This window comes from Trichocoleus sp. Lan, assembly GCF_039961855.1.
Lineage (GTDB): Bacteria > Cyanobacteriota > Cyanobacteriia > Cyanobacteriales > FACHB-T130 > FACHB-T130.
In genome coordinates this window covers 1-23,745 of the sequence record NZ_JAMPKA010000046.1, presented here as the reverse complement: position 1 = coordinate 23,745, position 23,745 = coordinate 1, and the positions used below count along the sequence as shown (strand labels likewise).

Annotated in this window: 28 protein-coding genes and 1 pseudogene; 18 read left to right on the top strand and 11 right to left on the bottom strand. The window is 49.1% G+C overall.

The window, feature by feature from the left end:
- Positions 1 to 20: 20 nt before the first annotated feature.
- A complete protein-coding gene (locus NDA03_RS26140; protein WP_348239599.1) occupies positions 21 to 203 on the bottom strand; it encodes a hypothetical protein in 183 nt (60 codons plus the stop codon).
- A gap of 277 nt (positions 204 to 480) precedes the next feature.
- On the opposite strand from NDA03_RS26140, the gene NDA03_RS26135 reads away from it, so the two are divergent.
- From NDA03_RS26135 to NDA03_RS26095, 9 genes are all read left to right on the top strand, one after another.
- Positions 481 to 1,488, top strand: a complete 1,008-nt coding sequence (locus NDA03_RS26135; RefSeq protein WP_348239598.1) for a ParM/StbA family protein — start codon at positions 481 to 483, stop codon at positions 1,486 to 1,488.
- Positions 1,489 to 1,492: 4 nt separating this feature from the next.
- Entirely contained in the window at positions 1,493 to 1,741 is a 249-nt protein-coding gene (locus NDA03_RS26130) for a hypothetical protein (RefSeq protein ID WP_348239597.1), read from the top strand.
- A 52-nt stretch (positions 1,742 to 1,793) separates the two neighbouring features.
- Positions 1,794 to 2,231: a hypothetical protein gene (locus tag NDA03_RS26125; RefSeq protein WP_348239596.1), complete on the top strand. Its 438-nt coding sequence runs from the start codon at positions 1,794 to 1,796 to the stop codon at positions 2,229 to 2,231.
- A gap of 93 nt (positions 2,232 to 2,324) precedes the next feature.
- The gene (locus NDA03_RS26120) at positions 2,325 to 3,176 is read left to right on the top strand and encodes a hypothetical protein (RefSeq protein WP_348239595.1); all 852 of its coding nucleotides are present in this window, start codon (positions 2,325 to 2,327) and stop codon (positions 3,174 to 3,176) included.
- Between the two features lie 127 nt (positions 3,177 to 3,303).
- Entirely contained in the window at positions 3,304 to 3,477 is a 174-nt protein-coding gene (locus NDA03_RS26115; RefSeq protein ID WP_348239594.1) for a hypothetical protein, read from the top strand.
- Between the two features lie 61 nt (positions 3,478 to 3,538).
- On the top strand, positions 3,539 to 4,210 hold the full coding sequence (locus NDA03_RS26110; RefSeq protein ID WP_348239593.1) for a hypothetical protein: 672 nt from the start codon (positions 3,539 to 3,541) through the stop codon (positions 4,208 to 4,210).
- Between the two features lie 16 nt (positions 4,211 to 4,226).
- Positions 4,227 to 4,634 carry a hypothetical protein gene (locus NDA03_RS26105; RefSeq protein WP_348239592.1) on the top strand — a complete coding sequence of 136 codons (408 nt, stop codon included), beginning with the start codon at positions 4,227 to 4,229 and terminating at the stop codon, positions 4,632 to 4,634.
- Entirely contained in the window at positions 4,634 to 6,295 is a 1,662-nt protein-coding gene (locus NDA03_RS26100) for a hypothetical protein (RefSeq protein WP_348239591.1), read from the top strand. The genes NDA03_RS26105 and NDA03_RS26100 overlap by 1 nt, the downstream gene beginning before the upstream one ends.
- Positions 6,296 to 6,420: 125 nt before the next feature.
- Positions 6,421 to 6,699 (top strand): hypothetical protein, encoded by a 279-nt coding sequence (locus NDA03_RS26095; protein ID WP_348239589.1) that lies wholly within the window; start codon positions 6,421 to 6,423, stop codon positions 6,697 to 6,699.
- Here the strand turns inward: NDA03_RS26095 and NDA03_RS26090 are convergent.
- Complete coding sequence (locus NDA03_RS26090) at positions 6,690 to 9,668, bottom strand: phage tail tape measure protein (RefSeq protein ID WP_348239588.1); 2,979 nt, start codon at positions 9,666 to 9,668, stop codon at positions 6,690 to 6,692. The genes NDA03_RS26095 and NDA03_RS26090 overlap by 10 nt on opposite strands.
- Before the next feature lie 290 nt (positions 9,669 to 9,958).
- Positions 9,959 to 10,360 (bottom strand): DUF2511 domain-containing protein, encoded by a 402-nt coding sequence (locus NDA03_RS26085; RefSeq protein ID WP_348239587.1) that lies wholly within the window; start codon positions 10,358 to 10,360, stop codon positions 9,959 to 9,961.
- 228 nt (positions 10,361 to 10,588) lie between these two features.
- Here NDA03_RS26085 and NDA03_RS26080 point away from each other — a divergent pair, with 228 nt between their 5' ends.
- Positions 10,589 to 10,975, top strand: a complete 387-nt coding sequence (locus tag NDA03_RS26080) for an SH3 domain-containing protein (protein ID WP_348239586.1) — start codon at positions 10,589 to 10,591, stop codon at positions 10,973 to 10,975.
- 78 nt (positions 10,976 to 11,053) lie between these two features.
- Here NDA03_RS26080 and NDA03_RS26075 read toward each other — a convergent pair whose 3' ends face one another.
- The 3 genes from NDA03_RS26075 to NDA03_RS26065 form a co-directional block, all read right to left on the bottom strand.
- Positions 11,054 to 11,467, bottom strand: a complete 414-nt coding sequence (locus tag NDA03_RS26075; RefSeq protein WP_348239585.1) for a DUF2511 domain-containing protein — start codon at positions 11,465 to 11,467, stop codon at positions 11,054 to 11,056.
- An 87-nt stretch (positions 11,468 to 11,554) separates the two neighbouring features.
- On the bottom strand, positions 11,555 to 12,037 hold the full coding sequence (locus tag NDA03_RS26070; protein ID WP_348239584.1) for a hypothetical protein: 483 nt from the start codon (positions 12,035 to 12,037) through the stop codon (positions 11,555 to 11,557).
- Positions 12,038 to 12,111: 74 nt separating this feature from the next.
- Positions 12,112 to 12,387, bottom strand: a complete 276-nt coding sequence (locus NDA03_RS26065) for a hypothetical protein (protein WP_348239583.1) — start codon at positions 12,385 to 12,387, stop codon at positions 12,112 to 12,114.
- 324 nt (positions 12,388 to 12,711) lie between these two features.
- On the opposite strand from NDA03_RS26065, the gene NDA03_RS26060 reads away from it, so the two are divergent.
- The 4 genes from NDA03_RS26060 (at position 12,712) to NDA03_RS26045 (ending at position 16,244) form a co-directional block, all read left to right on the top strand.
- Entirely contained in the window at positions 12,712 to 13,089 is a 378-nt protein-coding gene (locus NDA03_RS26060) for a hypothetical protein (protein ID WP_348239582.1), read from the top strand.
- Between the two features lie 117 nt (positions 13,090 to 13,206).
- Positions 13,207 to 14,280, top strand: a complete 1,074-nt coding sequence (locus tag NDA03_RS26055; protein ID WP_348239581.1) for a hypothetical protein — start codon at positions 13,207 to 13,209, stop codon at positions 14,278 to 14,280.
- A gap of 86 nt (positions 14,281 to 14,366) precedes the next feature.
- The gene (locus tag NDA03_RS26050; RefSeq protein WP_348239580.1) at positions 14,367 to 15,023 is read left to right on the top strand and encodes a hypothetical protein; all 657 of its coding nucleotides are present in this window, start codon (positions 14,367 to 14,369) and stop codon (positions 15,021 to 15,023) included.
- A gap of 228 nt (positions 15,024 to 15,251) precedes the next feature.
- Positions 15,252 to 16,244: a tyrosine-type recombinase/integrase gene (locus tag NDA03_RS26045; protein WP_348239607.1), complete on the top strand. Its 993-nt coding sequence runs from the start codon at positions 15,252 to 15,254 to the stop codon at positions 16,242 to 16,244.
- 13 nt (positions 16,245 to 16,257) lie between these two features.
- On the opposite strand, the gene NDA03_RS26040 is transcribed toward NDA03_RS26045, so the two are convergent.
- A complete protein-coding gene (locus NDA03_RS26040; RefSeq protein WP_348239579.1) occupies positions 16,258 to 16,878 on the bottom strand; it encodes a Uma2 family endonuclease in 621 nt (206 codons plus the stop codon).
- A 147-nt stretch (positions 16,879 to 17,025) separates the two neighbouring features.
- Positions 17,026 to 17,346, bottom strand: coding sequence for a hypothetical protein (locus tag NDA03_RS26035; RefSeq protein ID WP_190428434.1), 321 nt, complete (start codon positions 17,344 to 17,346; stop codon positions 17,026 to 17,028).
- A 138-nt stretch (positions 17,347 to 17,484) separates the two neighbouring features.
- Here NDA03_RS26035 and NDA03_RS26030 point away from each other — a divergent pair.
- Together NDA03_RS26030 and NDA03_RS26025 are read left to right on the top strand one after the other, a co-directional pair.
- A pseudogene (locus NDA03_RS26030) lies at positions 17,485 to 17,664 on the top strand (tyrosine-type recombinase/integrase); the annotation flags it as partial.
- A gap of 516 nt (positions 17,665 to 18,180) precedes the next feature.
- Positions 18,181 to 18,822, top strand: a complete 642-nt coding sequence (locus tag NDA03_RS26025; RefSeq protein WP_348239578.1) for a hypothetical protein — start codon at positions 18,181 to 18,183, stop codon at positions 18,820 to 18,822.
- A 399-nt stretch (positions 18,823 to 19,221) separates the two neighbouring features.
- Here NDA03_RS26025 and NDA03_RS26020 read toward each other — a convergent pair whose 3' ends face one another.
- Together NDA03_RS26020 and NDA03_RS26015 are read right to left on the bottom strand one after the other, a co-directional pair.
- The gene (locus NDA03_RS26020) at positions 19,222 to 19,980 is read right to left on the bottom strand and encodes an SH3 domain-containing protein (RefSeq protein WP_348239577.1); all 759 of its coding nucleotides are present in this window, start codon (positions 19,978 to 19,980) and stop codon (positions 19,222 to 19,224) included.
- 81 nt (positions 19,981 to 20,061) lie between these two features.
- The gene (locus NDA03_RS26015; protein WP_348239576.1) at positions 20,062 to 20,367 is read right to left on the bottom strand and encodes a 3'-5' exonuclease; all 306 of its coding nucleotides are present in this window, start codon (positions 20,365 to 20,367) and stop codon (positions 20,062 to 20,064) included.
- A gap of 32 nt (positions 20,368 to 20,399) precedes the next feature.
- Between NDA03_RS26015 and NDA03_RS26010 the strand changes: the two genes are divergently transcribed.
- Positions 20,400 to 20,897: an I66 family serine proteinase inhibitor gene (locus NDA03_RS26010; RefSeq protein WP_348239574.1), complete on the top strand. Its 498-nt coding sequence runs from the start codon at positions 20,400 to 20,402 to the stop codon at positions 20,895 to 20,897.
- A gap of 219 nt (positions 20,898 to 21,116) precedes the next feature.
- Here NDA03_RS26010 and NDA03_RS26005 read toward each other — a convergent pair whose 3' ends face one another.
- Entirely contained in the window at positions 21,117 to 21,488 is a 372-nt protein-coding gene (locus tag NDA03_RS26005; RefSeq protein WP_348239573.1) for a nuclear transport factor 2 family protein, read from the bottom strand.
- Between the two features lie 444 nt (positions 21,489 to 21,932).
- On the opposite strand from NDA03_RS26005, the gene NDA03_RS26000 reads away from it, so the two are divergent.
- A partial coding sequence (locus NDA03_RS26000) for a transposase (protein ID WP_348239572.1) occupies positions 21,933 to 23,745 on the top strand: 1,813 nt, incomplete at its 3' end.

The window sequence follows — 23,745 nt, the reverse complement described above, 5'->3', positions numbered from 1 at the left end:
CGGGCAATCGTTTTACGTGTCTACTTCTTTTTCTCCTGAGCCTTGAGGCTTTGCTTAAACTTCAAAACGATTTCTTGGTTTGCTGCATCCTCAACAATTCCTCTGCGGGCGTATTCCGCGATTAAGCTGCTTTTGGTCAGCCCAGTTGCCTGCGACATTAACCCTAATAGTTCATTCAACTCGTCGCTGATCGTTACGTTCACTTGAGGCATAGCGGAATAAGTCGCGATCTAACCTACTCCACGATTATCCTCTATGACGCAACTAGGCTTAGTCTTTGGCTAATTCTGAGTTTATGTCATCGCATTCAAGTTGACATCGCGACGAGATTGCGATTACTATAACATTCATAGACGCATCACGGCACCGGAGGGACCTAGCACGGCTGCAATCGCCCAACGCCCTTACGCGCCGAACAGAAGCGCCTCAAACGCCCAACGCATCAAGTTTTCAATCCATTTACACAAGGAAGCAAGCACAATGCTTATAGCCTCGGAGAAGCCGTTTAACGGTTTTGGGCATCCACCCAACGTCCACATCAGGAAACGAGTCCCTCTGGACGGTGGAAACCGCTTCATCAAGTATTTTGATCCGCTCGGTCGGGTGAAAATTTTGCCTTCAGTTGTCAAAGAATTGGAGTCTTGGGAGGATGGCGAACCCGATGAAAAATCAGTTGTTATTGCTGTCGATGGACGCCGTTATGTCATCGGTCAACTCGCAGCAGAACTAGGAGGAAAGCCAGTTTTTGAAGGCGATAAATGCGAACTCGCTTGGCTCTTAGCACTGGCAGCAATTGAACCTAACCCAGGTCAGAATCAAGTCTTAATTGAAGTCATGCCGGTGGCGCTGCCAGATAGCAGAAATAAGCAAGCGATCGCTGCTATTAAGAAAGCCGAGGGGGTGAAAGATTTTACTCGCAACGGTGTCGATATTGTCGCAACCGTTCGCCAGGTTGAACCGTGCGATGAAACCCGACCTGCTTACAAATTCGCCAAAGCCAAAGGACTGTTTCGAGCGCCAAACAAGGTTAACGGCATCCTAGATTTAGGTGGCGGAACTGGTATCGGTCGGCTCTACGCTCCCAACGGCACAATGATTCGCACTGCCGATAGTGTGCTACCAGGAACACACCAGTTAGCACAAAAAATCGCAGGGGCGCTGTTACCTCAACTGGGTTATTCGCCAGAACTGCGATTGATTATGGATGCGATCGCAGACAATTCTTTCCTCTACGGCACCACCGAAATCAACTTTGAACCAATCTTCCAGAAGTGCCGTGAGCAGTGGATTGGAGAGATTCGCAGCAAGTTAAAGGTTGCCTGGACAACGCAGCTCTCAGACTTGGGAGAAGTTTTGATTATTGGCGGTAGTGCATCGTTAGCACAGCCGTTAGTTGAGGCAACCAAGGGACGATTTAAGATTGCGAGTCACCCTAGCGTGCCTAACTTTGCTCAATTGATTTCTGTCTACGGGATGGGGATGGAGTAAAGAAATGGCCTCACAAATTCGCGTAGTTTTAAGCCCGGAAGTTAGACCAATCGCTGACGAAATTAAAGAAGTTACTTGCTGCGGTAGTACCAGTGAAGTCGTCAGTCTTTTGCTGAGTCGCTACGGTCGTCACTTCATCAATTGGTGGCAATCTAATCCTCATCGTGTTGAGTTGTCATCACTAACAGTTCCAGTGGATAACTTCGCAATCCCGCAGGCAGAAATCGACTTATCATCGCCCATTGATTTGTAGTGCATTGATCATCAGGAGTGCATCTTGTAGCCACCATAACCAGGTCAAAAAGATGCACCAAACAAACAATTTCCCGCAACCGAAATTTGAGCTTGGTTCTACCGTTCTATGGAGCCAAAGCGATCCCGTTACCCATGTCCCTCATGTGCAAGAACGGCAAGTTATTGGAGCTTTATTTTGCCCCCAGATTGAAGGGTTTCAGTGTCTGGGATGGGGATATCTTCTCGGAGGCGGTGAAGATGATTCTTGCCAAAAACTGGTTCCACAAACTGAGTTATTCGAGCCAGTGGAATGGCAGGACCTGCAAACAGCATTGGGAGCCATCGCTGCCCAGTTTGAGGTTTTACTGGTTAGCACGGACTTCTGGGGCAGCTTCTGGAAAAACGAGCTATACGAGCAGCTACCAGGGTTATTAACAGAAGCCCAGGATTGTACGCTCAAAATCTTGAGGCGGCTGCAATCAAAAGATCACAGCACCTCACCCGACTAAAACTAAAAAATTCTTGTCAGTCACTAGCGGCTTGGCCTGCAAAACTTTGCCACTAGTGATTGGCTCCACCCAGTAGAGAGGAGCAATTTAATCATGACAGACTTTGAACTTGGATTCCCATCCGGGCAGTTTGCCGCACATCGCGTCGATTTGGATACGGCGATGGCGCTGGAAGAGGCTTTCCACCGAGGCAGTGACCTCCAGCAAATCATCGACAGCATCGCAGACCCAGCAGTTCGGGCAGCGGCTCAGTGCATTACCAATAACCTCGCCAATCATCCAGCGAGGGGGCAAGGAAACTCAGCCGACTCCATCAACTGGGGTTATGTTACGGAGCGCATTCGCCGCTACAACCAGCAGCCCAGCGATGATCTGCTGTACCGGATTGGCACGCACACTGATAACCTGACGCCAGAAGACCAAGACCTAATTCAGCACCACCAGCAAGGCAGTCTCAGCTCAGAACAACGCTTCCGCGTCCTGAACTGGCTTGCCTGCCAGGGGTTTGAAATCCAGGGTGACTTGGCGCTACATATTTTCGGGCGTGAGCAACTAACCGAATGGCTGGAGCGATCGCTGCACAGTTATCCAGACTTTGAGTTTTTCTTGGTGTTTGAATTTCAACCAAAGGAGAAAACGGGCTGGGATTCAGGTATCAATTTCACGATGCACTGGATTCCGCAACCAGGGGCACCGGAGCCGAGTGTTGAATGTGATTTTGCCTGGTCACTCTATTGGGAATCGGGTCAGATGTTTTGGTCTGAGTGGATGACAGGTGGCAATCAGTTTGACTTCTGCTTGGACTGCTACCCAAGCCAGGACAGTTTCGCTACCCCAGGCTCGTTCTGCGAAGAAGGCGATCGCTACACAACCCTCACCGATGAAGAAATGGGCTTGATGTCCGTTGCTCAACTCTTGGAACACTTCGCAGCAGTTCCGGCTTGAAGAATATGAAATACGCGATCGCTCTTGCAATCGGAGGGATTCTGTTAGCCCCTAGCTTTCACCTGGGCAGCGCCAGAATGTTCTTCCACCGAATCACAAAAGGGATGTACACGCAGAGGAATGACACATGAAAGAAACAACTTGTTTGGGTTTAGTAGTTTGCGGAATCGGACTTTACTTCTGGATGAAGCCAGCCCAACCGGACAACAGGGACTTAATCATTCAGCAGCAAGAACAGCAAATTCAGCAGCTTCAAGCTGAGCAACGAGGCATGGAACGAGCGCTCGGTTTGAGTCGGTAAACAATCAAGCGATCGCCCTCTTATTTGGAAGGCGATCGTACCTCATCACCTAGGATTAATCATGGAATTTGCACCATCTAAAAGCACGGCTATCGTCAAGTACGAAGGCAAAAAGTCTGGCATTCACAAGGTACACGCGCTGGATTCAACACTAGCCGGGTTAACTAAAAATTACTTTGGGATTGACCTCAAAGAACTCCCGAATATGACCGACCAGCAGCTTGCAGAATATGCTGACCGAGCTGCTGCAATGGATAGGCTAATCGAAGTGTTACCCATCCTTGAAAAACACTTCAAAACCTTAATTGAAGGGCAGGTGCAGTACGAACAATTTGTTGCACAAGTCCAGAAGGATGCTGCCGCCGCTGCCAAGAAAATCGACCAACAAATCCTCAATGTATTCCTCGCTGGGAAGGGCTACCAGCAGCACGTCCGGCTCATGGGAGAGAAAGCCCAGAACGGAATCAGGCTGTTAGATGCAGAGGGACGCAGCGCCCTTACCTTAGAACGCATGGACTTCCAAACTGCACTGCAAATTGTGGCACGTCGGCACCAAAGCGGCGCACGTCGCATTCAAGAAAAAATTCCCCTCATGGAACGGCGAGAAGCGTTGTCAGAGCAGATGAGGAAAGAACGGGAAGACCGCAAAGATTTACTTACCAATGGCTCCCGTTCTAGTGCAGGTAAGAAAGGTTTTTGGCAGAGTGTCGGTGATTGGTTTAGCGGTCGTTAATTAAAGGTGAAAGCTGATGCTTAATTTCAACAATCATCAGCCTCACCACGAGGCTGATTTTTTTCAAGACGAAACCCCAGAAACTAACCAAGTTCGCTTCTATAAAGCGACTGGGAACCTATCAGAATTTGGCTTGTATTTTAGCTGTGGATTGGTATTGGCACTGCTATCCAGATTGATTCCAGGGATGCTCATTACCTATGGGCTGCTACTTGCGATCGCATCTGGTTATATCGCCTTTGCAGTCAGAGGGGATAAACGGGAAGCCGCAGTCATTGGACTCGCGATTGCTGCCTCAGTCATCGCCGGTTTCTGGGATGCCATCACCAGTCTCATCGCAATGGTGAACCCGCTAATTTGGATCGGAATGGGGCTGGGCTTGTTCGCGATCGCCTTATCTATATTCATGGGGAGGTCGCGCTGATGAATCCGAAGTTGGTCATGCTTGGTGCCTTCGCCGTTGGCACAATTGGATCGTCAGTCGGGACGGCTGGGCACTTCGACGGCAGGATTGAATATTGTCACCCGACTGCTACAGGCTGCGAACAACGCTCAGTACCCGATTGGATACAAGTTAATCAGAGCGCTGCCCAAGTAAAGCGCACCCCTGGCGCTGGAGGATGGAAATTGTGCGGCGCACTGGTAGCTGTGGCTGGGTTTGGTGCCTCGATGTCATTGGCACGAAGTCTTTCCTCCCAAGAATCCAGCAAGCAGAAGTATCAAAACCTTTGGGAAGGCGTCACCCTGCAAAAAGCCCGGATACAGGCGCAGATTGAACTTGAGGCGTTTAACCAGCAAGCAATGCTTCAAGCGGCTGAACAGTCCTACGCTGTACTCGCACCGTACCAAGAGGCGCTGGAAGCTGAAGTCGTCACGGAAGCGATCGCATCCACGACTCAGGAAGTACCCGCGCCTGTTCCCCAAGCATCGCCCCAATCGCCTAACCTAACTACCGTTTTACAACAAAGTGAAATAGCTCCTATCCTTCTGGCTGGATTCCTGAAAGCTATCGGCGGTCAAGGCAGCGGTAAAACGACGCTGGTCAATGGCGGGTTGATTCGTTATCGACTCCACAAAGGTCACAAATTTATCGTTATCAATGCCCATAAAAAGCACGGGATGTATCGCGGACTGGAGTCGCACTTAGTTGAGGGCAGCAAGTTTTATGGAGTTGGTGCCAGCGATAAAGAGCGAGGGGGCAGTATCCGAAAGGGGATGGAGAAGGTGCTTTCCATCGTTGAATCCCGTTACACCGAGTACCAGAACCAACCGGAGGGAACCTACAATCACTATCCAATTACTTTGATTTTGGAAGAGTGCGGCGAGTGGGCAAGCTTACTGGATGGGGATGAAAAGTTTGTTCAGGCGTTTTGGCAGAAGATGTTAGTCGCGTGCCGCAAAGCAGTAGTCTTCCCGGTGGTGACGGCACAGCATGACAGTATGGCAATGTTTGGGAATCCCCGTGGATTATCTGAGTTACTTAAATCGAGTGGCTGTGTAACTTTGCACTTAATCCCCGAAGCCGATCCAAGCTCAGCAGATGGATGGAAGCCGTCAGGATTTGGTGATTTGGCTATGCCCGGTTCGGATGAGAAGCGACGGGTATCCGTTCCAGACCTGCGATCGCTTGTTGGAAATCCCGATGTTTTTGATAGCGATCGCACTTCTCAACCCACCCAGGACAGTTCCCCAGATGACCTTTGGGACGCGGCAAGACGACGCCTAGAAGCGACATTTCAACGGGATACGGCTGAGGATACGACAGCGCCAAACGTATCCAGCAATGACTCAGAACGGGATACGGTAGATACGAGCGTATCCAACCACGATGACGGCATAGCAAACGATTCAGGCGATGGGGATACGCCGGATACGTATCCAGAAGGGCAGGGATTCCCACCCCAAAAGCAGCTCTTGACCATGTTGAAGGATACGGAGCTACCGACTGGGAGATTTATCAAGGAAACGTTGAAGGCAACAAAACCCGAACGCTACCGGCTGGCTAGGAAAGCGATCGCATTCGTGCTGCGTCGGTATGGTGACCTGGAGTTGATGCAGAAATTTAAGGATTGCTTGGAAGGCTAGCCATGTAGAATCCCAAAGGTCCGAGTCATCAAAAAGCCCCTGCTATTTCCAAGCGGGGGCTTCTTCGTTGGTATTGGAATCACCAATGCAATCTATGCTGTTTTTGGTGCATCAAGAGAAAAAAAATGAACACGGAGCAAGTAACTGTAAGTTTTGTCTTTGACCAGGAAAGTCAGTACAAACCTATGCTTACAGAACTATCTATTATTCCCCGCGCTGGAGAGTTCGTGAGGATTCAATCTGAAGGTTTTGAGAATGAGGACGAGTGGTTTTTAGTGGTTCAGGTAAACCACGAAATCGATCTTTTACAAGACACGGATGGTACTTATCGTGCTACTCCTCACGTAAATATTGAACTCAGAAAAATGCCCGGTAGTTTTTGGGTTCTCGGTAATCAGGAGTAACTTGTCCGTCGCTGATTGCGCTGATGGTTCTCCATAATGCGGATAATCGTGGACTGGTGCGCCTCAAGCTGCGATCGCAAACTCTCTTGAACTTGCGGTGATGTGGGGTCGCCATTGATCGTGACGGTAATGCTGGCATCAACTTGTAAAACTCCCCCCTGGGACGATACAGGCATGGTCGTGCCGCTTGGAGTGCCCGCGCTACCTTCAGCAGCTATTCCTGCCATTGTTCCGGTAGGAGCGATCGCACTTAACGCTTGTGCCATCGGCGGCATCGTAATCTCACTGCCGATCGCGCCTTGCACAGCATTCATCGCCGCTTGGATTGCACTGGTTAGGGGAACGGGCGTAATGTTCTGGGCAATTGTTCCTAGGAAGTCAACTCGATCCAAGTCACTGAGCGGCCCTACTTTGGCAGGGGAGAACGGCAGGTAGGCTCGCATCTGCCCGACAGCGTTACTCATGGCACTGGTAGCCTCGCCAATTTTGCTCTGGATACCACCGACCAACTGCCCAATCATGTTCGCCCCGGCGTTGAACATCTGGGAGGCTACGGCATTGATACTGGCGAGTATTTGACTGCCAATACTGGCGAATGCCTGGGGTATCTGTTCTACCCGCGCAATGATGCTGCCAATTATATTGATGACTTGCCCCAGTGCCGCGCCAACTGCCGCACCCATTGACTGACCGGAAGCTTGAGCCGTGGAGAAAGCAGTTACGACGCTTTGCACCTGCCCGACAATCTGGGCGATGAAACCGACGACCGCCGAGGCAATACTATTCATCACGGCACTGACGCGGGTAGCGATTCCCCCAACGGTAGTCATTACACCACCGACAAACCCGCTCACCAGCGCTTGGGTAGTCTGCAAGACACCCCGGATTGTGGCGACGAATCTCAAGAAGATTGCGCCCGTTTGGTCAAGTCCACTCCTGATAACGGCGGTGACTCCCAGGAAGGTAGCACTAACTTGGCTAGCAGTTCCGCCAATCGACTGCCTGACCCCCGCACTCATGGCGGTAAACGTTGCGACAATTCCACTCACTGCCGAGCGAACGAGAGCTAGTGCCCCAGCAATCATGCCGCCCAATCCCGATAAACTAGGGGCGATCGCCTGACCTAGCTGCTGAAATAACCCCACCAGAAACCCAAACGCGAACCGATAAGGAGCGAGGGCAATGGTGAGCCAACCCTCAAACAATGACTTAATGACCGCGCCGACAGGTGTCAACGCCGTACCAATCCTGCGCCAAAAACCCGCTATTTGTTCGCCAACCCAGTTGAATGCTGAAGCAATGCCTTGTCCCATTCCCTGAAAAGTTGCACCCGCGCTGCTAGCTAGCCCCCGCAGAGAAGGTAAAACGCGACCCGGTAAACCAGAAAACAGCGCCCCAATTGTCGCGGCAGCGCTCTTGAGTGTGGCGATGGGATTGGTAAACAACCCAACAAAGAAGGCGCTAATTGGTTTCCAGTTACGAACAATCAGGAATGCTGCCCCTGCGACCAGTGCCGCTACCGCAATAAACGGTAATCCAAGCGCACCGACTGCGGCGGCTGCTCCTCCTAGGGCGGTAGTGATAATTGTTCCTACCGATGCGACAATCGCCCCAATGCCGCCAACACTGGCAATCCATGCCGTAGCTGCGACAATCGCACCCGATGCTGCCGCCCATGCTCCGGCGAGAGTACCGAACCCAGCGATCGCCGCCCCAACGAAGCTGATAACAGTTCCTAGTGCGACGATAATAGCCCCAATCCCTGCCGTAACAATTAGGGCAGCGGCAGCCAGTTTGGTAACGTTTGGGTAAGTTTGGGCGAAGCTTGCAAATCCTTGCACCACCGGCATAATCGCCCGCGTCACTGACTCCAGTGCGGGCAGTAGCACCGAGCCTACAGTAATGGCAATCTCAGCTAGGTTGTTTTGAAGAAGCTGGATTGAGTTCGCAGTCGTGGCACTACGGCTTGCAAACTCTCGCTCCATTGAGCCTTGCTTTTTGGTTTTATCGTTGATAATCCCTAGCGCCTTTGTCAATTGGCCTGCATCGTTGGCGAGTGTATTCAGTGCCCGTGCGTCAGCGCCAGCGCCAAACATTTTTTTGATCGCCAACGCTCTGCCTTCTGGGTCAAGTCGCTGCAAGGATTGCAGTAGGGAATTGATCGCACCCATTCCATCCTTCTTGACCATCTCGCTCATCTGCTCTGCCGAGATGCCAGTCATCAGGAGTCCGTCTTTGAACGCCTTAGTCCCCCCTGTAGCAGTTTGCAGCGATGGCAAGATGCTGTTAATTGCAGTAGCAGCTACGTCTGGGGCATTTCCTAGCGCAATAATGCTGGATGCTAGTGCTGCCGCTTGGTCGGCACTTAGCCCAAACGTTCTGGTCGTACCGCCGATGCGCGTCATCGCTTCAACCGCGTCAGCAGCATTCAAGCTCATGTCGTTTTCAAGCGCGTTGATAGTATCGCCTAATGCTTGCACTTCCTTGACGCCGCCCTTCGTGTCAAGCGAGAAGACGTTTCGCAGCTTAGCGATCGCTACCCCGGCTCGGTCAGCGGACATATCAAACGCGATGCCCATTTTCGCTGCAACTTCAGTGAAACCTAAGACCTCCTTGGCGGGAAGTCCCAACGAACCCCCTGCTGCTGAAATAGCTGCCAACCCTTGTACGGTCATGGGGATGCGGCGACTCATCTCCATTAGTCCTTTGCCAACACCCGCCGCTGCCACTTCTTCGGCACCTAGAACTTTGTTAACGTCAGCCATGACTGACTCTAGGCTCATGGCGGACTGGATTGCGCCCTTGATGGGGTCGGCAACTGACTGCATCCCGCGCCCGACACTCGCCAAAGATTGCCCGGTACGTTCCATGCCCAAGCCGAGCATAGCCGACTTGCCCGCAATTGAATCTAATACCCTACTGGCGTTATCAACTGCTGTTATCAGAATGCGAACGTCAGTACCCGCCATTATTTTCTATCTCTTCTAGTAGGGTAAAAATGAGCGGTGGAAATATTAATAAACAGCGTTTAGTTAGGTCTATTATGTAGTTTTGCATTTCTTTGTTGTGGCGAGACATATCAAATATTTTCAATATGTTTGCCATCATTTCTTCGGTTCCTTCCATTGTTTTTAGTAATACTTATATATGCTAATTCCATTATACGAAACGAACAAAAAACTCTTATCTTTTTGTGATAGGAGTTTCAGTTCTTATTGTGTTAGTTGTCAATTTTAGTAAGGCGATCGCTGACTTGTTGCTACGTTCCAGCTTTAGCTTCACAAATTTTCAAACCCTTTTCCATCAATTCACCTGGTATACCCACCTTGCCGCCAACGTCCGCAGTTTGGTCGCGCCAGATTTGGGCTAAATCCTTGTACTCTCCTCCCGGCTTCGCTTTCCCTCGTGCTGTGCCATTAATTGCATAAACATCCTCACCAACTCGCAGCACTACATCAGCACGAGAAACGCAGTCAATTATTCCCTCTGGTACGGTGAAAGGCCAGCGCTCTCCGTACTCCGCTTGCGTCACTTTGCCATCCCCGTTAGGCGTTGGTTGAGCTACCGGAGAGGGTTCGGGTAGCTCAACAGACTTATTCACAAAATAGGCGGCGAAGGCGGCAGCGGCGGCGAGGAAGAAATAGATCGGCTTTGGTTTCATGGCGACGAGGGGGGTAAAACGCCCTCAACTTAGCACTCGGATATTATTCCTCCCCAGCTTGCAACAAACTGTTTTACAAGGATGGTCAGGATGTAGTTGTTGATTCAGCGGCGATCGCACATCCCACAGGTTAATTTCCTGGAAAGAGCTTAAGTTCTATTGGAGTAAAACATAACCGGAGATTGGACAATCTGCCGAAAGTCTTAAATTAGTTAGTTTAGGGAAAATATGAGAATCGTTAAGAGTGCTTTAGTCAAAACTCAAGTAGTTGCCTTCACTGGGCTTGTAGCTACTTTGATGCTGTCAGCAGCACCGGCTTCTGCACAGTCAAAAATTCCTCAGAGTGAAATGTCTTATTGCGCGGCAACGCTGACTGGTAAAACCCCAGGGACGCGGATTAATTTGCGTACCGGCCCTAGCACAAACTATCAACAGAAAGGCTACGGACTGGTGGGCGATCGCGTTCACATATTACGAACCTCCGGTGGTACCCCTCAAGATTTAGCAGTCGCCGAGGATCGCCAAGGTTCTTCTTGGTACAGAGTTGGTTTTCCAAGAAGTGGCGCTCGTGGCTGGATTCGCCAAGACTTCATAGCTCCAGAATGCTTTAACTAACCCGATTCTTGCGAATTATAGAGGTCGGGTCCAATGGCAAAAAAAGCCTCTGCCGTTTTGGTGGGGGCTTTTTGATGTCTATTGTTGGAAGTATCGCTGAGTTGTCACTACCTCCTGGTTATCACAGATTTTTAGACCCTGTTGAATTAACTTATCTGGTATGGCTACCTTGCCACCATTATTTGCAGGCTGATCGCGCCAGATTTCTGCTAGATCCTTGTACAGTCCTGTTCTCTGTGCTGTACTTCTAGCCTTGCTATTCACGGCGTAAACATCCTCTCCAACTCTTAGCACTACATCGCGGTCACTCTTATCTACTGAAGGGTTGCCACTGTTATCTACCGAAGGATTGCAGTCAATTGTCCCCTCTGCCACAGTAAAAGGCCATTGCTCTCCATATTCGGACTGCGTAACCTTCGCAGGATAGCCTTCAACAGAGCAACCAGCAAGGATGAGAATCAACAATGTAAGGCAAGGGGGGATAAGCTTCATTGGTTTTAGGTTTGGGTAAAACGCCCCAAACTTAGCACCTAGATATTTTTCCTCTCTGAATTGCAACAAACTGTCTTGTATGGATGGCTAGGATGCAGTTGTTGATTCAGCGACGATCACTTCCGACCAACTCTTTTCACAACTGTTACAGCGCCAGCGCTGGGAGATGGGGATGCCGTCCCTGTTTTTGCGGATGCCATTATTCCGAATCCTCACTGCCTCTCCACAGTTTGGGCATGGGGGCTTGTCCGTTACTTCACCTGGCTCACTTGCTTCGACCTGGGGAGAAGTCGTAGCAGGAAGGGCGATCGCATCCTCTGACTTTTCAATCTCGGCATCGCCCTGTACTGCCACTTCGGGAATACCAGTCGGCACAGTTTCTTCTGCTGTGGGTGAGGCGATCGTGTCCAGCCTTTGATTGAGTGCTTCATTCTCAGTTTCCAGGTTGAGAAGCTTGAGGCGAACCGCGTCTAACGTATATTGGTCATTTTTCTTCTCTGTCTCGACATCAACTAATTTCTTCCTGACCTCTGTGAGCTTAACCCGCAGCTCTTGATTACGCTGCTCCAACTCCTGAATCTTGGTATTTCGTTCAATTACTGCCTGCGTTCCTAGATTTTGCCTGAGAGATTCGTTCTCGCTTCTCAGGCGACTAACTCCCCCAAGCGATCGCCAATCATCCGCTCCAGCAAATCCTCCAGTCCCTCAATATCAGCCGTCGTAATACGAGTGTGTTTTGCGCCTTGTCTTGCTTGCTCTGCTACTTCCAAGACATTCTCGCCCTTGTCCATTGCTGCTAGGGAGTATTGCAGCAGGTTAACAATTATTTTCGTTTCCGTAGTATTCCCCGATTCTGCCAGTGCCGCAACACGGTCTAGAAGGTCAACTGGCAACCGATAAGATTTTGATTTAGTTTCCATGTCTTGCGTCTTGCATTGGTGTCTTACCCTGCCATGCTATCACCTTGTCTTGCTTTTGTCCTACAGGTAAGCAATACAGTTATAGCTAAATATATTGATGTGTATTGCTTTTGTCATACGATTGTGCGTTGCAAATCCTATCTGTTGTCTTACTGCTTGTCATACATATAAGCATTACGAAGCTTCCCGCTTTAAAATCATTTGTCTTACCTATGTCATGCAAGACTGTATTGCATTTGTTTTGCTGTCTTGCTATTATGTATTACATAAGGCAACCACTACACGCCAAACCCTGAAACCGCCGCTACACCAAGGAAAAAGACAATGTTCAACACCATCAAAAACATCACGCTCGGCATCGGTTACGGCATCTACTTAACCGCACTCGCACCCAAGAGCCAACGCGAGGCAGTACTGGCAAAGGCACGCGCCCAGCAAATTACGCTCCAAGCTGAAACACCCCAGGTAGAGGAGAAGGCAGAGGAAGCGATTACCCCTGAACCCATCCACGTTGAAGCGCCCGAACCCGCCGTCATCGAACAGCCAGTAGTTGAAGTAGACCTCGCCGCCCTTGACTCAGGCACACTCCGCAAGCTCTGCGCTCAGTACGGCATCACCTGGAGAAATGTCAGGGGACAAGGGCGGCACCTTACAAAAGCCGCGATGGTATTTCAGCTTGAACGAGTAGCCGCAGCCGCTTAATCAGATGTGACCTGGGGGAAGTCCTAAAAAGCCTCGCCAAATCAAAAGGGCGATCGCCTGCCTGTGGAAAGAAAGCGATCGCCCTAAATACGAACCCCTAAAAGGAGTTACACATCCATGCTATTTCAGAATGACATCTCAGCCCTAGAATCCGAAATTGCCAAATTTGAGTCAATCATCGCCACTCGTCGCGCACGTATCGAACAACTGAGCCACGCCGAATCTATCGCTGACGGGGCAATCCAGCGCTTACAGGATGCCGTTGCCAAGTTTCAGGAACTGGCACCGGACGCGATCGCTACCCTGAAAAACGCAGTCCTGGGATTGTTTGGTGGTGGTGACAACAGCAGCAGCGGCGATGACCTAGCGCCAGAACCAGACCCAGTGCCCAGCGATGAACCAGCCAATAAGGGGGGAGAAGAGGATGCTAGTGACACCTTGTCACTAGCATCTGACAAAGAAGCCATCCCAGCTGGTAGCCTCATCCAAATCGAAAATCCGCATACAGGGGAAAAAGTCTCGTGGGTCACTCCAGCCACAGAGTCAAGCGGTCGCCCCTACGTTGCCCTCGTGGAAATCAACTCAACAATCAGTTATCAGCAGAAGCACAGTGGCGAGATTGTCTGTAGCTACCTGGGCTGTGCTACCAACCAACTCGCTAAGCGCTGGGCTGAAGCTTTGGAACTCTGGGGGTATCGCGTTGAAGTCAGGAAAGCAAAGCGCATCACCGGCGGCAGGTGGGAAGTTAAATTCTGGGGCGCTGACCTCAACCGACTTAATCAACTTGCGGAATCTCACCCCGGATTCAGCTCCGGCGTACCAGCCCCAAAGTCCCCATCGCTGGAGTTGGTCCAAGATATCCCCGCAACCTCCAGCGAGAACTCGATCGAATGCGACGCTACAACGCCAGCCTTGGAATCGGCTGAAGCTCAAATGGAATTCACGTTCGTCGAAACCCCTGACTGTTGTGCGCTGACACCTGAGTACCTGGTCTATACAAGCGAACGAGAATTCTTAGGGAAAGTAAGGGAAAGCCTGACGCTTCAAGGCTGGCTTCACAAGTACACGAACCATAACCAGCCATTTCCAACTCGTGAAGCTGCGGCGGCAGACCTGTACCGGCGAAAGATGGCTGAGAAGGAAGTCCACGACGCCAGCAATGCTCAAATCTTGGCGGCATACGGCTTCTAACTTAGATGGGGTGGGCGCAACTCACCCTTAGCCGAATTTTCTACCAGTCTTGAAACTCACTAATAAATAGGGAACCCCAAAAAAAAATGCAAGAACCTCAAACCACCGAAGAACTCGTTAGAATTCTTTCTCAAGAACGCCGCGCCTGCGGGAAAGGGCAGAGAGTTTATGTCCCAGTTGAAGGTGCTGAGGAAGCCTTAAAAGAGGCGGATCAACTCACTCAATTTCTAGGAATTGAAGGATTATCAAGTATTGCCGCTTATCACGATTTCCGGGATTTAATTCAGGAATACCAGGTTAAACACCAAATTAGCGGCATTATCTGGAAACAGGTTGCTCTGGGCGATCGCGCTCTAACTGTGCCAGAGGTGGATAACCAATTGGTGTGCCTGCCTAGTGACATGGAAATCCTTAAAGCTCACAAGCAACAAGTTTTAGATTTCTGGGTTGAGTATGTCACGTCCAATGACTTAGATATTTGGGTGGAAGTATCAGTTAAAGGAGGTGGGGAAACCATTATCCGAAAAACTTTATCGGATGTGGAGCAGTTTGCCGCTAAAAGTGATTGGGCACATACCTACAACAGGTCACATATCGCCAACTCTTCAGAAATTGAAGTGCTGATTGAACTTGGATGGGGCGATCCAAATTTGGCTGGATACGCATCCCATCCTGAGTGCAGTTCAGAGTTTTTTCACGCAGTAGAAAAAGGGGCGTGGGACTGGGACGAAGAAGAGGAATAAAGTTCCATGCGGTGGAGAGCGATCGCTCCCAGTCGCCAGTTTGCTGAAGTGTGGGCACTCAAGTATTACCTGGGCTGGAACAGGGTTTCCAAGATGTTGTGTCAAAAAATGACACAACATCGACCCCTAGTCGAGAGAGCAGTGCGACATACCCGAACGAATGATGACCGGGTGAGGTTTAATTTTTCTCATGTGCTATCGGAAAGTTTGATTATCAAGAGCTTATCTATGCAGAAAATCACCCCATCGCAGCACAACCTAGACCGCTTGCTTGATGCGAAAATAGGCACATCCTTTGATACCAGCGTTAACCCGGACGTGCTTGCCCAACTACTGGCTGACAAACGAAGTCTTAACACCCGTCGCGCCTACGAAAGGGACGTAGTACAGTTTTTCAAATTCATGACAGGCAAGGAAGTCACGCCAGACCTGGTACTCGAATTTCTGCATCTCGAACGTACCCAAGCCGTATCCGTGGTGCTGAAGTACAAGGCTTCATTGATCCAAAAGGGACTGAAGGAAGCGACTGTCAACCGTCGTCTTGCTGCCATCAAAAGCCTGGTATCAATGGGGCGGAAGATTGGCGTCTGTGTCTACGGCTTGGAAGATGTATCTGGCGAGAAGGTACAGAAGTATCGGGATACCACTGGAATTGATGTGGATGCATTCAAGCGAGTGCTAGCAGTCTGCGATCGCTCTACTGTCCAAGGCAGTCGCGATTATGCACTGCTTAGGCTGCTCTGGGGAAATGCACTGCGGCGGAACGAGATCAGCCAATTGAATATCGGTGACTTTGACCCCGATGCCAAGACACTACGAATACTGGGAAAAGGGCAGGGAACCCAGCGTGAGGTGATTGACTTAGCAGAGGGCACGGTAGAGGCAATCGCCCAATGGATAAGCGCTAGAGGTGATGCGCTGGACGATACTCCGTTGTTTACCTCCCTGGACTATGCCAAACCAGGTCATCGGCTAACTGGCGACGGAATTAGAAAGATAGTAGTAAAGCTCTGTGGCAAGGCTGGCATTAAGAAAACAATGTCACCGCATCGCATTAGGCACAGTGCCATCACCGCTGCACTGGACGCTACCGATGGCAATGTACGGAAAGTGCAAAAGCTTTCGCGCCATCGGCAGTTAGATACCCTAATGATTTATGACGATAACCGGGGCAAAGACCAAGCTGAGGTTTCAAGCCTACTCGATGAAATGATTTTTTAGGGAGCGAGCGCTTCTACCAGATTCGCCCCAAAGTCAAAACAAAACCAGGGAGTTCCGGGGCACCACTTACAGTTTCAGGATTGTCTAGTTCTTGGACTGGGACACCAGGGCGATAAATATAGACCCTGCGATTTTGGCGATCCAAGAGCCACCCCAGTTTGACACCTTTATCTATATAATCTTGCATCTTGCTCTGTAACGGTTTTAAGCTATCGCTCTTTGAGCGCAGTTCAACCACAAAGTCGGGGCTTATAGGAGCAAACTTTTCTTGTTGCTCAGGAGCTAGGGCGTTCCATCGTTCTAATTTAATCCACGAAGCGTCTGGCGAGACAGGAGGAGCATCTGGCGAGAGTTTAAACCCCGTACTAGAGTCGAAATAAACTCCCGTTCCATCACGTTCTGCCCAAACCCCTAATTGCACAAGCAATTTAGCATTCTGGTTTCCCGTGCTTGAACCAGTTGGCGGCATAATTAGCAGTTCTCCCTCAGCAGTGCGTTCGATGCGTAAGTCCCGATTGATTTGGCAAAACTCAAAGAATTGATCATCTGTCAAATCAATAACTGGACGCATCCGCACGACCAATGGGTGTGTCTCAACTTCAACTTCAGTTGTTACCTGTTGTTGGTCTAGCATATGCGCTGCCCTCTGCCCTATATATACAGATTAATTCAGACGAGCGCACTCGAAGAGAGCTTTTCTTGAGAACATCTGGCGACACATCACCCCTGAAAGGCTCCCTGTGTATTGACTGCGCGGCTTCCCCAGTTCAGGTTTGGAAGGTCAAACGATATGGAGTCTGAGCGCGATTATGCCCCCTAAGACCACCAATCCGAGTGCGCGACGGAAGTAGTTGACCCCATCAAACAACTCCTGCCATGCCCAGGTGAACAAAGCACCAAATCCCACTAAATCAAATCCTGTCTGGAGATTGCCGCTGGGCAAGACGAGTTGAAGTAAGCTTGCTCCCAACCCTACTAGAAGCGGCAGATTAGGCATCTGAGCAATGACAATCTTGCCCTCGCTGTCTCGAAAAGTGCGATCGAACAACGTAGTTCCTTGTACCTTAAGCTCTTCTGAATCGCGATTTAATTGGGACGACATCTACTCTGCCTCGATGATACTGAACCCAAATGTTAGGTCGGTTCTGCCTACTTAGTGTCTAACTCAAGTTGGAGATTGCTTTTGAGCGCTCGCCCGAACAGTACCGAAGGTGAAGGCTTTTGCAGGGCAAACGCGCTGGGATTAAAGAGAAAGGTTAGCCCGCACTGGTTGCGTCATGCTCATGCTTCGCATTCATTAGATAGGGGCGCTCCGATCCATTTAGTGCAGGCGACGCTGGGACATGAGAGCGTTGCAACTACCAGCCGTTATTTGCACGCACGCCCCAACGACAGCAGCAGTTTGTATCTTCCGGGGTAGCAATCGCAGACTACCAAGGGTGTTAATTTTTTTAACCCCCCTCCATTCCGTCAGAACTTTTGCTCAACCAGTAGCAAAATTATTTGTCCCATCTAGAGCATCCCTCTGCAAGTTCAAAGCTTGGTCATTGAAACTCACCCGGCAATATCCAATTTCATTAAAATGTCTCATAACTCATCTATTCGTTGTCTCACGAGACATAGATAAAAAGACGGGTTATGAGACACGATAGAACAAAGGTTTGAGCCGTTTTTATGGAGGTGGGAAATTTGTCTCGCAAAGGGATTTTGAGATAACAAAATCCCTAAACGTTTACGCCAGCGATAGTTCCTTCCAGCCCCTGGATTAGAATCTTCTAATGTAAAGTTTTGTAACGAATTGAATAAAAATGATAGTTATTTGCCGAGTACGTAGTGGGGGAGGTAAAAGCTTACGCTGGTAGTCCTATCTAGCGGCTAACTCAAGCAGGGCAAACCATTTCCCTCTAAAACCCGCTCCTAATGTGAAGAATTCAAAATGACTAATAATTTTTCTCGTCGTCAAATTCTAAGAGTAGCTGGTGGTTTTGCTGCTGGTGTAAGTTCTGTAGGAGGCTTCTCAGCAATTAGCAGTCTGATTATGAACTCTACTATGTCCGAACCAGCAGAAGCAGGTGATCTATATCCAGCAACAAATTTAATTGGCGGCTCTATTGTCACGCTTACATGCTTAGGAAAGGGGGTTCGGAATTTCTTTTATTTAAATGGTCAAACCTATGGAAATGGCATAGTTAATATGACTAATTCATTCAGCAACCCTCCATTTTCGGGTACACGTTGGTATGTATATACAACTAACGATATTCCAAATTCTCCGAGGAATTGGTATAGATTTTATAATAATGGCAGTGAGCGTGGAGGCCCACGATATCTAAATGGTATAACAAGACGAGGTGATGTGAATTTGGTCAACAGCCCCCTTTCAGGAACTGTATGGGCGGTTTTTTACGATAAAAGCTTTTATCCTGATAGGTACTATCTTTATTGTGTTGGTGACGCAGGTGCTGGAGACTTCAGGTGGCTTAATGGTATGACAGGGAATGGTGCTGTTAATTTAGCGACTAAAAATGAAAGACAGGAGTCTGTTCTTTCGGGTACTGCTTGGAGTATTAGTAGATAGGCAGGACAATTGCCGACTACAGCTTATAAGAATATTTTTCTTATCAACCCAATTAGAGGGAATCTTCTTTAGATACCTGTGGATGCGATCACTGTCCGCCAGGGGTGAGTAAATCTCTAATACCCTTTAATCAGTCTGAACTTTTTAATTAGAAGATTGATAAGTTCTACAAGTTGATGCCCCCATTCAATGCCCCATTGGTTGACATTGAATGGGGGTTGAAAAGCTCTTTAAGACAATACAGACTTTTTACAGGGTGCCGCTAGAAGTCCATCTGGCGGGAGTCTAGCGCATTGACATTACATTAGAGTTGTAATGTCATGTTCTGGTTTGGGTTGTTGAGACATCGTTGTTGAGGTAAGGATTGTCTTAGAAAATGTCAATTTTCACAGACTATCACTACCTGTAACAAATGGGACTTTCACCACCGGGCTTAGAGTACGCCGACCTTCCTCCACACTCTCGACCCCGACGATCTGTATCGTATGGACACTGGCAGCTTCCTGAGATTGAATTGCGAATTGGAATTAGACCTCCTGCCTCTGGCGTCGGCGATACCTGCTCTGGTATCTGCGTAGGTTCAGTTTGGTCTGATATATCCGAGCAATCGCTGATGTATTCACCCGATACATAGCCAGTTACCGACGAACCGGAAACGTAGAACCACTTTAAGCCAATATGTTTTACGGTAACTTGTTCGCCATTGCTCAAGGTGCCAATCACAGGAGCGTCGCCGTTATCTGACTGCCTAACGTTCAGCGTCGTGCTTTCAGTCTTGACTATCCCGCATTTGTTAACGCGGTCGTTTGGGTCTGGTTCCACTGCAACCAAAGTAGACGCAGTGGGCTGCGATTCAGGCGTGCTAGAAATCTCAGGAGATGGGCTGGCAACCGCAGATGGGCTTTCAGAAGGTGCTGGCGATACCTCTGAAACAACTGGGGGAGATGCAAGGATTGAGCTGGTTGGTTGAGGCGTTTCAGGCTGCCTAGCCAACGCTGCCATCAGAATCAATCCCGATAATACTGTTGCTCCTATCTTTGCGCTGCGAGTCCATCTGGTAAACCAAATTAAAGGAATAGCTAGCGGTGGAAAAAATACAATAAGGGGCAGAATAAAACGCTTCTTCTGATACCACTTTCGGGATTGTTCGTTTGGCATGGTTTGACCGGGACTTTTTGCATCACTAATCTATCCGTCCACTACAATCCATGCCCGGATTATGCGTTCAGCGATCGCTTCTTACAATTTGGGAACACTAGAACCGTAGTGATTGGTTTTCCTCATGTTCAGACCAACAACTGCTATCTTTAACACTTGCTCTACAGAAGAAACAACTTTGGTTACAAAGTCCGAAGCACGGTGATAAGTCAGTGTGAGTCGATCTGTGGCGCGGGTCATCTCAACGTACAGCAGCCGAGCCTCTTGTTGTAGTTGGCTATCTTGATGTGGAAGATAACCCAATCCCGAAATGAACACAATTGGAAACTCTAGCCCTTTGCTGAAGTGCATTGTTATTAACTTAATGCTTCGCTCATCTAGATTCAAAGATCGGCTAAAGTTAAACCACTCTACAGGAATTGAAGCTTGCTAGAGATGGTGGTAAATTTTTTCCCTATCCATTTATAGCGATAGATAACAATATGCTTACTCTAAATGGAAGTTATATCCTGAAACCGAACGGGGCAGCCCCGACGGGAGTGTACCGCGGCAAGGTCTTCGCGCTGCTCATTGAGAAGGAGTACACAGAGAAGTGGGTGATAACCCCGGTCTCAGAAGGTGCTGAGGACGTGCTGATCCAGACGTCCGACCGCTTGAAGGCGTGGACTGTTCCCAGCAACGGAGATTTGGTACAGATCACAGTTGAAGACTTGAACTCCGACTCCCCAGCGCCGAACCAGATATTTCGCATCGTGTGGCCGGAACCTGATTCAAGGTACATAATCCAGTTGCTGGCGAATACATCCGGTAAAGTCATTGGGAGGAACTTTATTGAGGGTAGGTCTCTCGGACCCAAGCCCATCCTCACCCTTCAAAAGGGGTTATCTAACCCGAAATGGTGGGTAGTACCTGCGTAAGACTGTAGCCTGTCTATGAACATAAATAAAAAGTGACTTCCCGGTTGTTCTCTCAACAGAGTTATCACCTTAATAGGGCAATTAATGATTCGTATCTAAAAGCCTCCGAGCCTTTGATAACCTCCGCCATCAGCCACCTGACAATTTAGATATTGGTAGGTTAGGCTTCAGCCATTGGTGACAAGTTAAGCCTTTGTGGCAGTTGTCAAGGGTATTGGATTAAAGAGGAATTACTTGACTGACATGACCTGCTACGATTTGCCAACGGTTCTGTCGCTGTACCCAGACGCGAGTAAAGCGATAGATTTCTGAGAAAGCCTGACTGTTGTAGATTCCAGCAGCGTCCACTTTGAGGGTGACTACGACGCAATCGCCATAGATATGGATTTGGCGATCGCTAATGTTCAACGAAGTGAACTTAAACATTCCTGAGCTGTGCATTTCTAGATCGAATTGCTTGTTGACCACCTTCCCTGTATGCATCGTCCAAACCAGGTCATCGGCAATCAGTTCATCCAGCACAGCAACATCACTGGTTAGCATAGCCTGCCGTAGTTTTTCTTCCAAGTTTTCAATCGTTATATTTTTCATTAAAGACTTATCCTCGACACATTAAGGAACATATAGTTTTTACTCTCAAGAGACATTCAGCTTAGCCTTATAAAATTCCCTTGACAAATGCCATACAGGCTTAACTTGTCACCAATGGGCTTCAACCAGCAAGTATGGGCATTCTGTGAATGGCAAGAGACATCTTCTAAAAGCCCAAATACAGGCATAAAGAAGCCCCCTTGGTTCGGTAGAGTCACTTCATCGTTGGTAATCCTTGGTAAGTCTTAAATCAGAGATTCATCGCTGGCTGTTGATGCTACTTGATGGTATTTGTTGCCGCTTAATGGCTACTACGCTCCCGATGGCAAGAGCGATCGCACTGAATCACTATTCGACTGCTTCTGTAATCTCCCCACACCAGCTGCTTAGCTTCACATTTAAGTCTGGTGGGTTTGCGATTTACGGTCGCCTTTCAAAATTTCTATGATTCAGGACACGCGCATCATCCTATTGAGCGTTTTTCCAGTAGAGGCGATCGGGATCATCATGACTATCCGCGCACTCAAACTGAAGTTCACTCCAAGCAAGGCACTTAAAAAACAACTGGTGCTAATGTCCTGGGCAGCACGGGATTTGACCAATATTCTGGTTACTCACGCTCGATATATTAGAGAACATAAAGGTCTGGCGTGTGAGGTAGTTCCTGCTCAAGGTGATAGCTGTACTCTTCAAACTTGGGATAGCGAAAGTAAAAAATGGATCGATGCCCCACGAGACGGTGATGGTGTTCAGCACGCGATTGTCCCTTGTATGGTGCCAATCACCCGAACACCCAAAAAAGGGGAACTCAATAAAGCTAAGCCACTCATTAAGCCGCATGGGGAGACTGCCGAACAGCGTTGGGACATCGGACTTGCATGGGAAATTCTTCAAGCCCTTTACTCTGCTAAAAGCTGTCTCTGGCCTCGCACATATACTGACAGAATAATCCCAAAAGGGAAGCGAAAAGGTTTAGCAGAAGTCGTGGAAGCTACAACTCAGCAGAAGCCAAAAGCTGAGTATAGCCTGAGTATTGAATATGATGGAAAACCACATACAGTAACGCTCAGTGGTCAAACGGTCGGGGTTATTGCACGTAACTTTGACGGGAACTTCAAGAGTTTTTTGAGTAATCTCAGGCGCGGCGATCCAAATGCTAAGCCACCTTATAAACATCGAAATTACGTTCCTATTGTCTTCAACAAGAAGGAAATCCGTTGGAAGAAAGAAGGTCTCCGGCTCGGTTGCGTCTCAAAGGATAAACAACATCAAGGGATTACCATTAACTTCCCGGCGCTGAAAAAGTTAAAGGGTCAACAGTTCCAAGATGCCAAAATTACCCGCTCCTTGAACGGTGAATACTGGCTACATCTGACCCGTGAAAACAATATTGAGAAGAACCTTGAACTAACGGGAATTGGTGCAATCGATTTTGGGCAGAAGCGAGCCATCGTCATTGCTAACCAGAAGGGCGAAACGGCTACGATTTCTGGTAACAACATCTGCGCGGTTAAACGAGTCCGCGATCGCCGTCTCAGAGAGATTGGGCGTTTACGCAGTCGCACTTTGCGGGGGCAGGCTCGTCAGTACCTCAGCAAGAATGAGCAAGACAAAGCCCTAGAGAAGAACCGCGCCAAGCCGGGGTCTGGGGAGAAATACGTCCGGAGTTTGGTTGCCCAAAGGCGACGGGACGGCAAAGACGGTCAAGGACGAGACTTAGAAGCGATTGGGCAGAAACAACCAGGGGTTCCTCTTAGGAAGCGCTCGCGTCGGCAATTTAAGATACTCAAAGCATCTCGTCAACTCTCTGCACGGTCGCGTCGGGCGTTAGACTATGCTAACCATTGCGTCACTAGAGCAGCTGTGGACTGGGCGGTTGAAAACAAGATTGGCACCCTCTACGTTGGCGAACTTGACAACATTCCCAAAGGGCGAAAGAAAGGAAAGCGCCGGATGAAGCAGGTGAAGCGCAACAGCCTGTGGGAGTGGCCTACGCAGACAAAATATTTGGCGGATAAGCTCGTTGAAGCTGGCGGTATTGAGGTTAAGAAAGCCAGCGAGCGATTCACCTCTCAGAAATGTCCCCAATGCGGCACGCTCAATAAACCGAGTGGTCGCCGCTACCACTGCCGACCTCATAAGGGGGGATGCGGATGGAAAGGAGACAGAGACCAAGTAGGGGCAGTTAACTTCTTGAACACCTGCCTTGAACGGGATATGGGCGAACCGGGTAATTTAGTACCGGGACGCAATTACA

Excerpts from the sequence above, each read along its gene's own strand:
- NDA03_RS26085 (WP_348239587.1), bottom strand. The coding sequence starts at position 10,360 with ATGAAACCAAAGCCGATCTATTTCTTCCTCGCCGCCGCTGCCGCCTTC.
- NDA03_RS26065 (WP_348239583.1), bottom strand. The coding sequence starts at position 12,387 with ATGGAAACTAAATCAAAATCTTATCGGTTGCCAGTTGACCTTCTAGAC.
- NDA03_RS26130 (WP_348239597.1), top strand. The coding sequence starts at position 1,493 with ATGGCCTCACAAATTCGCGTAGTTTTAAGCCCGGAAGTTAGACCAATC.
- NDA03_RS26050 (WP_348239580.1), top strand. The coding sequence starts at position 14,367 with ATGCAAGAACCTCAAACCACCGAAGAACTCGTTAGAATTCTTTCTCAA.
- NDA03_RS26115 (WP_348239594.1), top strand. The coding sequence starts at position 3,304 with ATGAAAGAAACAACTTGTTTGGGTTTAGTAGTTTGCGGAATCGGACTT.
- NDA03_RS26040 (WP_348239579.1), bottom strand. The coding sequence starts at position 16,878 with ATGCTAGACCAACAACAGGTAACAACTGAAGTTGAAGTTGAGACACAC.
- NDA03_RS26035 (WP_190428434.1), bottom strand. The coding sequence starts at position 17,346 with ATGTCGTCCCAATTAAATCGCGATTCAGAAGAGCTTAAGGTACAAGGA.
- NDA03_RS26025 (WP_348239578.1), top strand. The coding sequence starts at position 18,181 with ATGACTAATAATTTTTCTCGTCGTCAAATTCTAAGAGTAGCTGGTGGT.
- NDA03_RS26090 (WP_348239588.1), bottom strand. The coding sequence starts at position 9,668 with ATGGCGGGTACTGACGTTCGCATTCTGATAACAGCAGTTGATAACGCC.
- NDA03_RS26110 (WP_348239593.1), top strand. The coding sequence starts at position 3,539 with ATGGAATTTGCACCATCTAAAAGCACGGCTATCGTCAAGTACGAAGGC.
- NDA03_RS26060 (WP_348239582.1), top strand. The coding sequence starts at position 12,712 with ATGTTCAACACCATCAAAAACATCACGCTCGGCATCGGTTACGGCATC.
- NDA03_RS26075 (WP_348239585.1), bottom strand. The coding sequence starts at position 11,467 with ATGAAGCTTATCCCCCCTTGCCTTACATTGTTGATTCTCATCCTTGCT.
- NDA03_RS26020 (WP_348239577.1), bottom strand. The coding sequence starts at position 19,980 with ATGCCAAACGAACAATCCCGAAAGTGGTATCAGAAGAAGCGTTTTATT.
- NDA03_RS26125 (WP_348239596.1), top strand. The coding sequence starts at position 1,794 with ATGCACCAAACAAACAATTTCCCGCAACCGAAATTTGAGCTTGGTTCT.
- NDA03_RS26045 (WP_348239607.1), top strand. The coding sequence starts at position 15,252 with ATGCAGAAAATCACCCCATCGCAGCACAACCTAGACCGCTTGCTTGAT.
- NDA03_RS26055 (WP_348239581.1), top strand. The coding sequence starts at position 13,207 with ATGCTATTTCAGAATGACATCTCAGCCCTAGAATCCGAAATTGCCAAA.
- NDA03_RS26100 (WP_348239591.1), top strand. The coding sequence starts at position 4,634 with ATGAATCCGAAGTTGGTCATGCTTGGTGCCTTCGCCGTTGGCACAATT.
- NDA03_RS26080 (WP_348239586.1), top strand. The coding sequence starts at position 10,589 with ATGAGAATCGTTAAGAGTGCTTTAGTCAAAACTCAAGTAGTTGCCTTC.
- NDA03_RS26105 (WP_348239592.1), top strand. The coding sequence starts at position 4,227 with ATGCTTAATTTCAACAATCATCAGCCTCACCACGAGGCTGATTTTTTT.
- NDA03_RS26095 (WP_348239589.1), top strand. The coding sequence starts at position 6,421 with ATGAACACGGAGCAAGTAACTGTAAGTTTTGTCTTTGACCAGGAAAGT.
- NDA03_RS26005 (WP_348239573.1), bottom strand. The coding sequence starts at position 21,488 with ATGAAAAATATAACGATTGAAAACTTGGAAGAAAAACTACGGCAGGCT.
- NDA03_RS26135 (WP_348239598.1), top strand. The coding sequence starts at position 481 with ATGCTTATAGCCTCGGAGAAGCCGTTTAACGGTTTTGGGCATCCACCC.
- NDA03_RS26120 (WP_348239595.1), top strand. The coding sequence starts at position 2,325 with ATGACAGACTTTGAACTTGGATTCCCATCCGGGCAGTTTGCCGCACAT.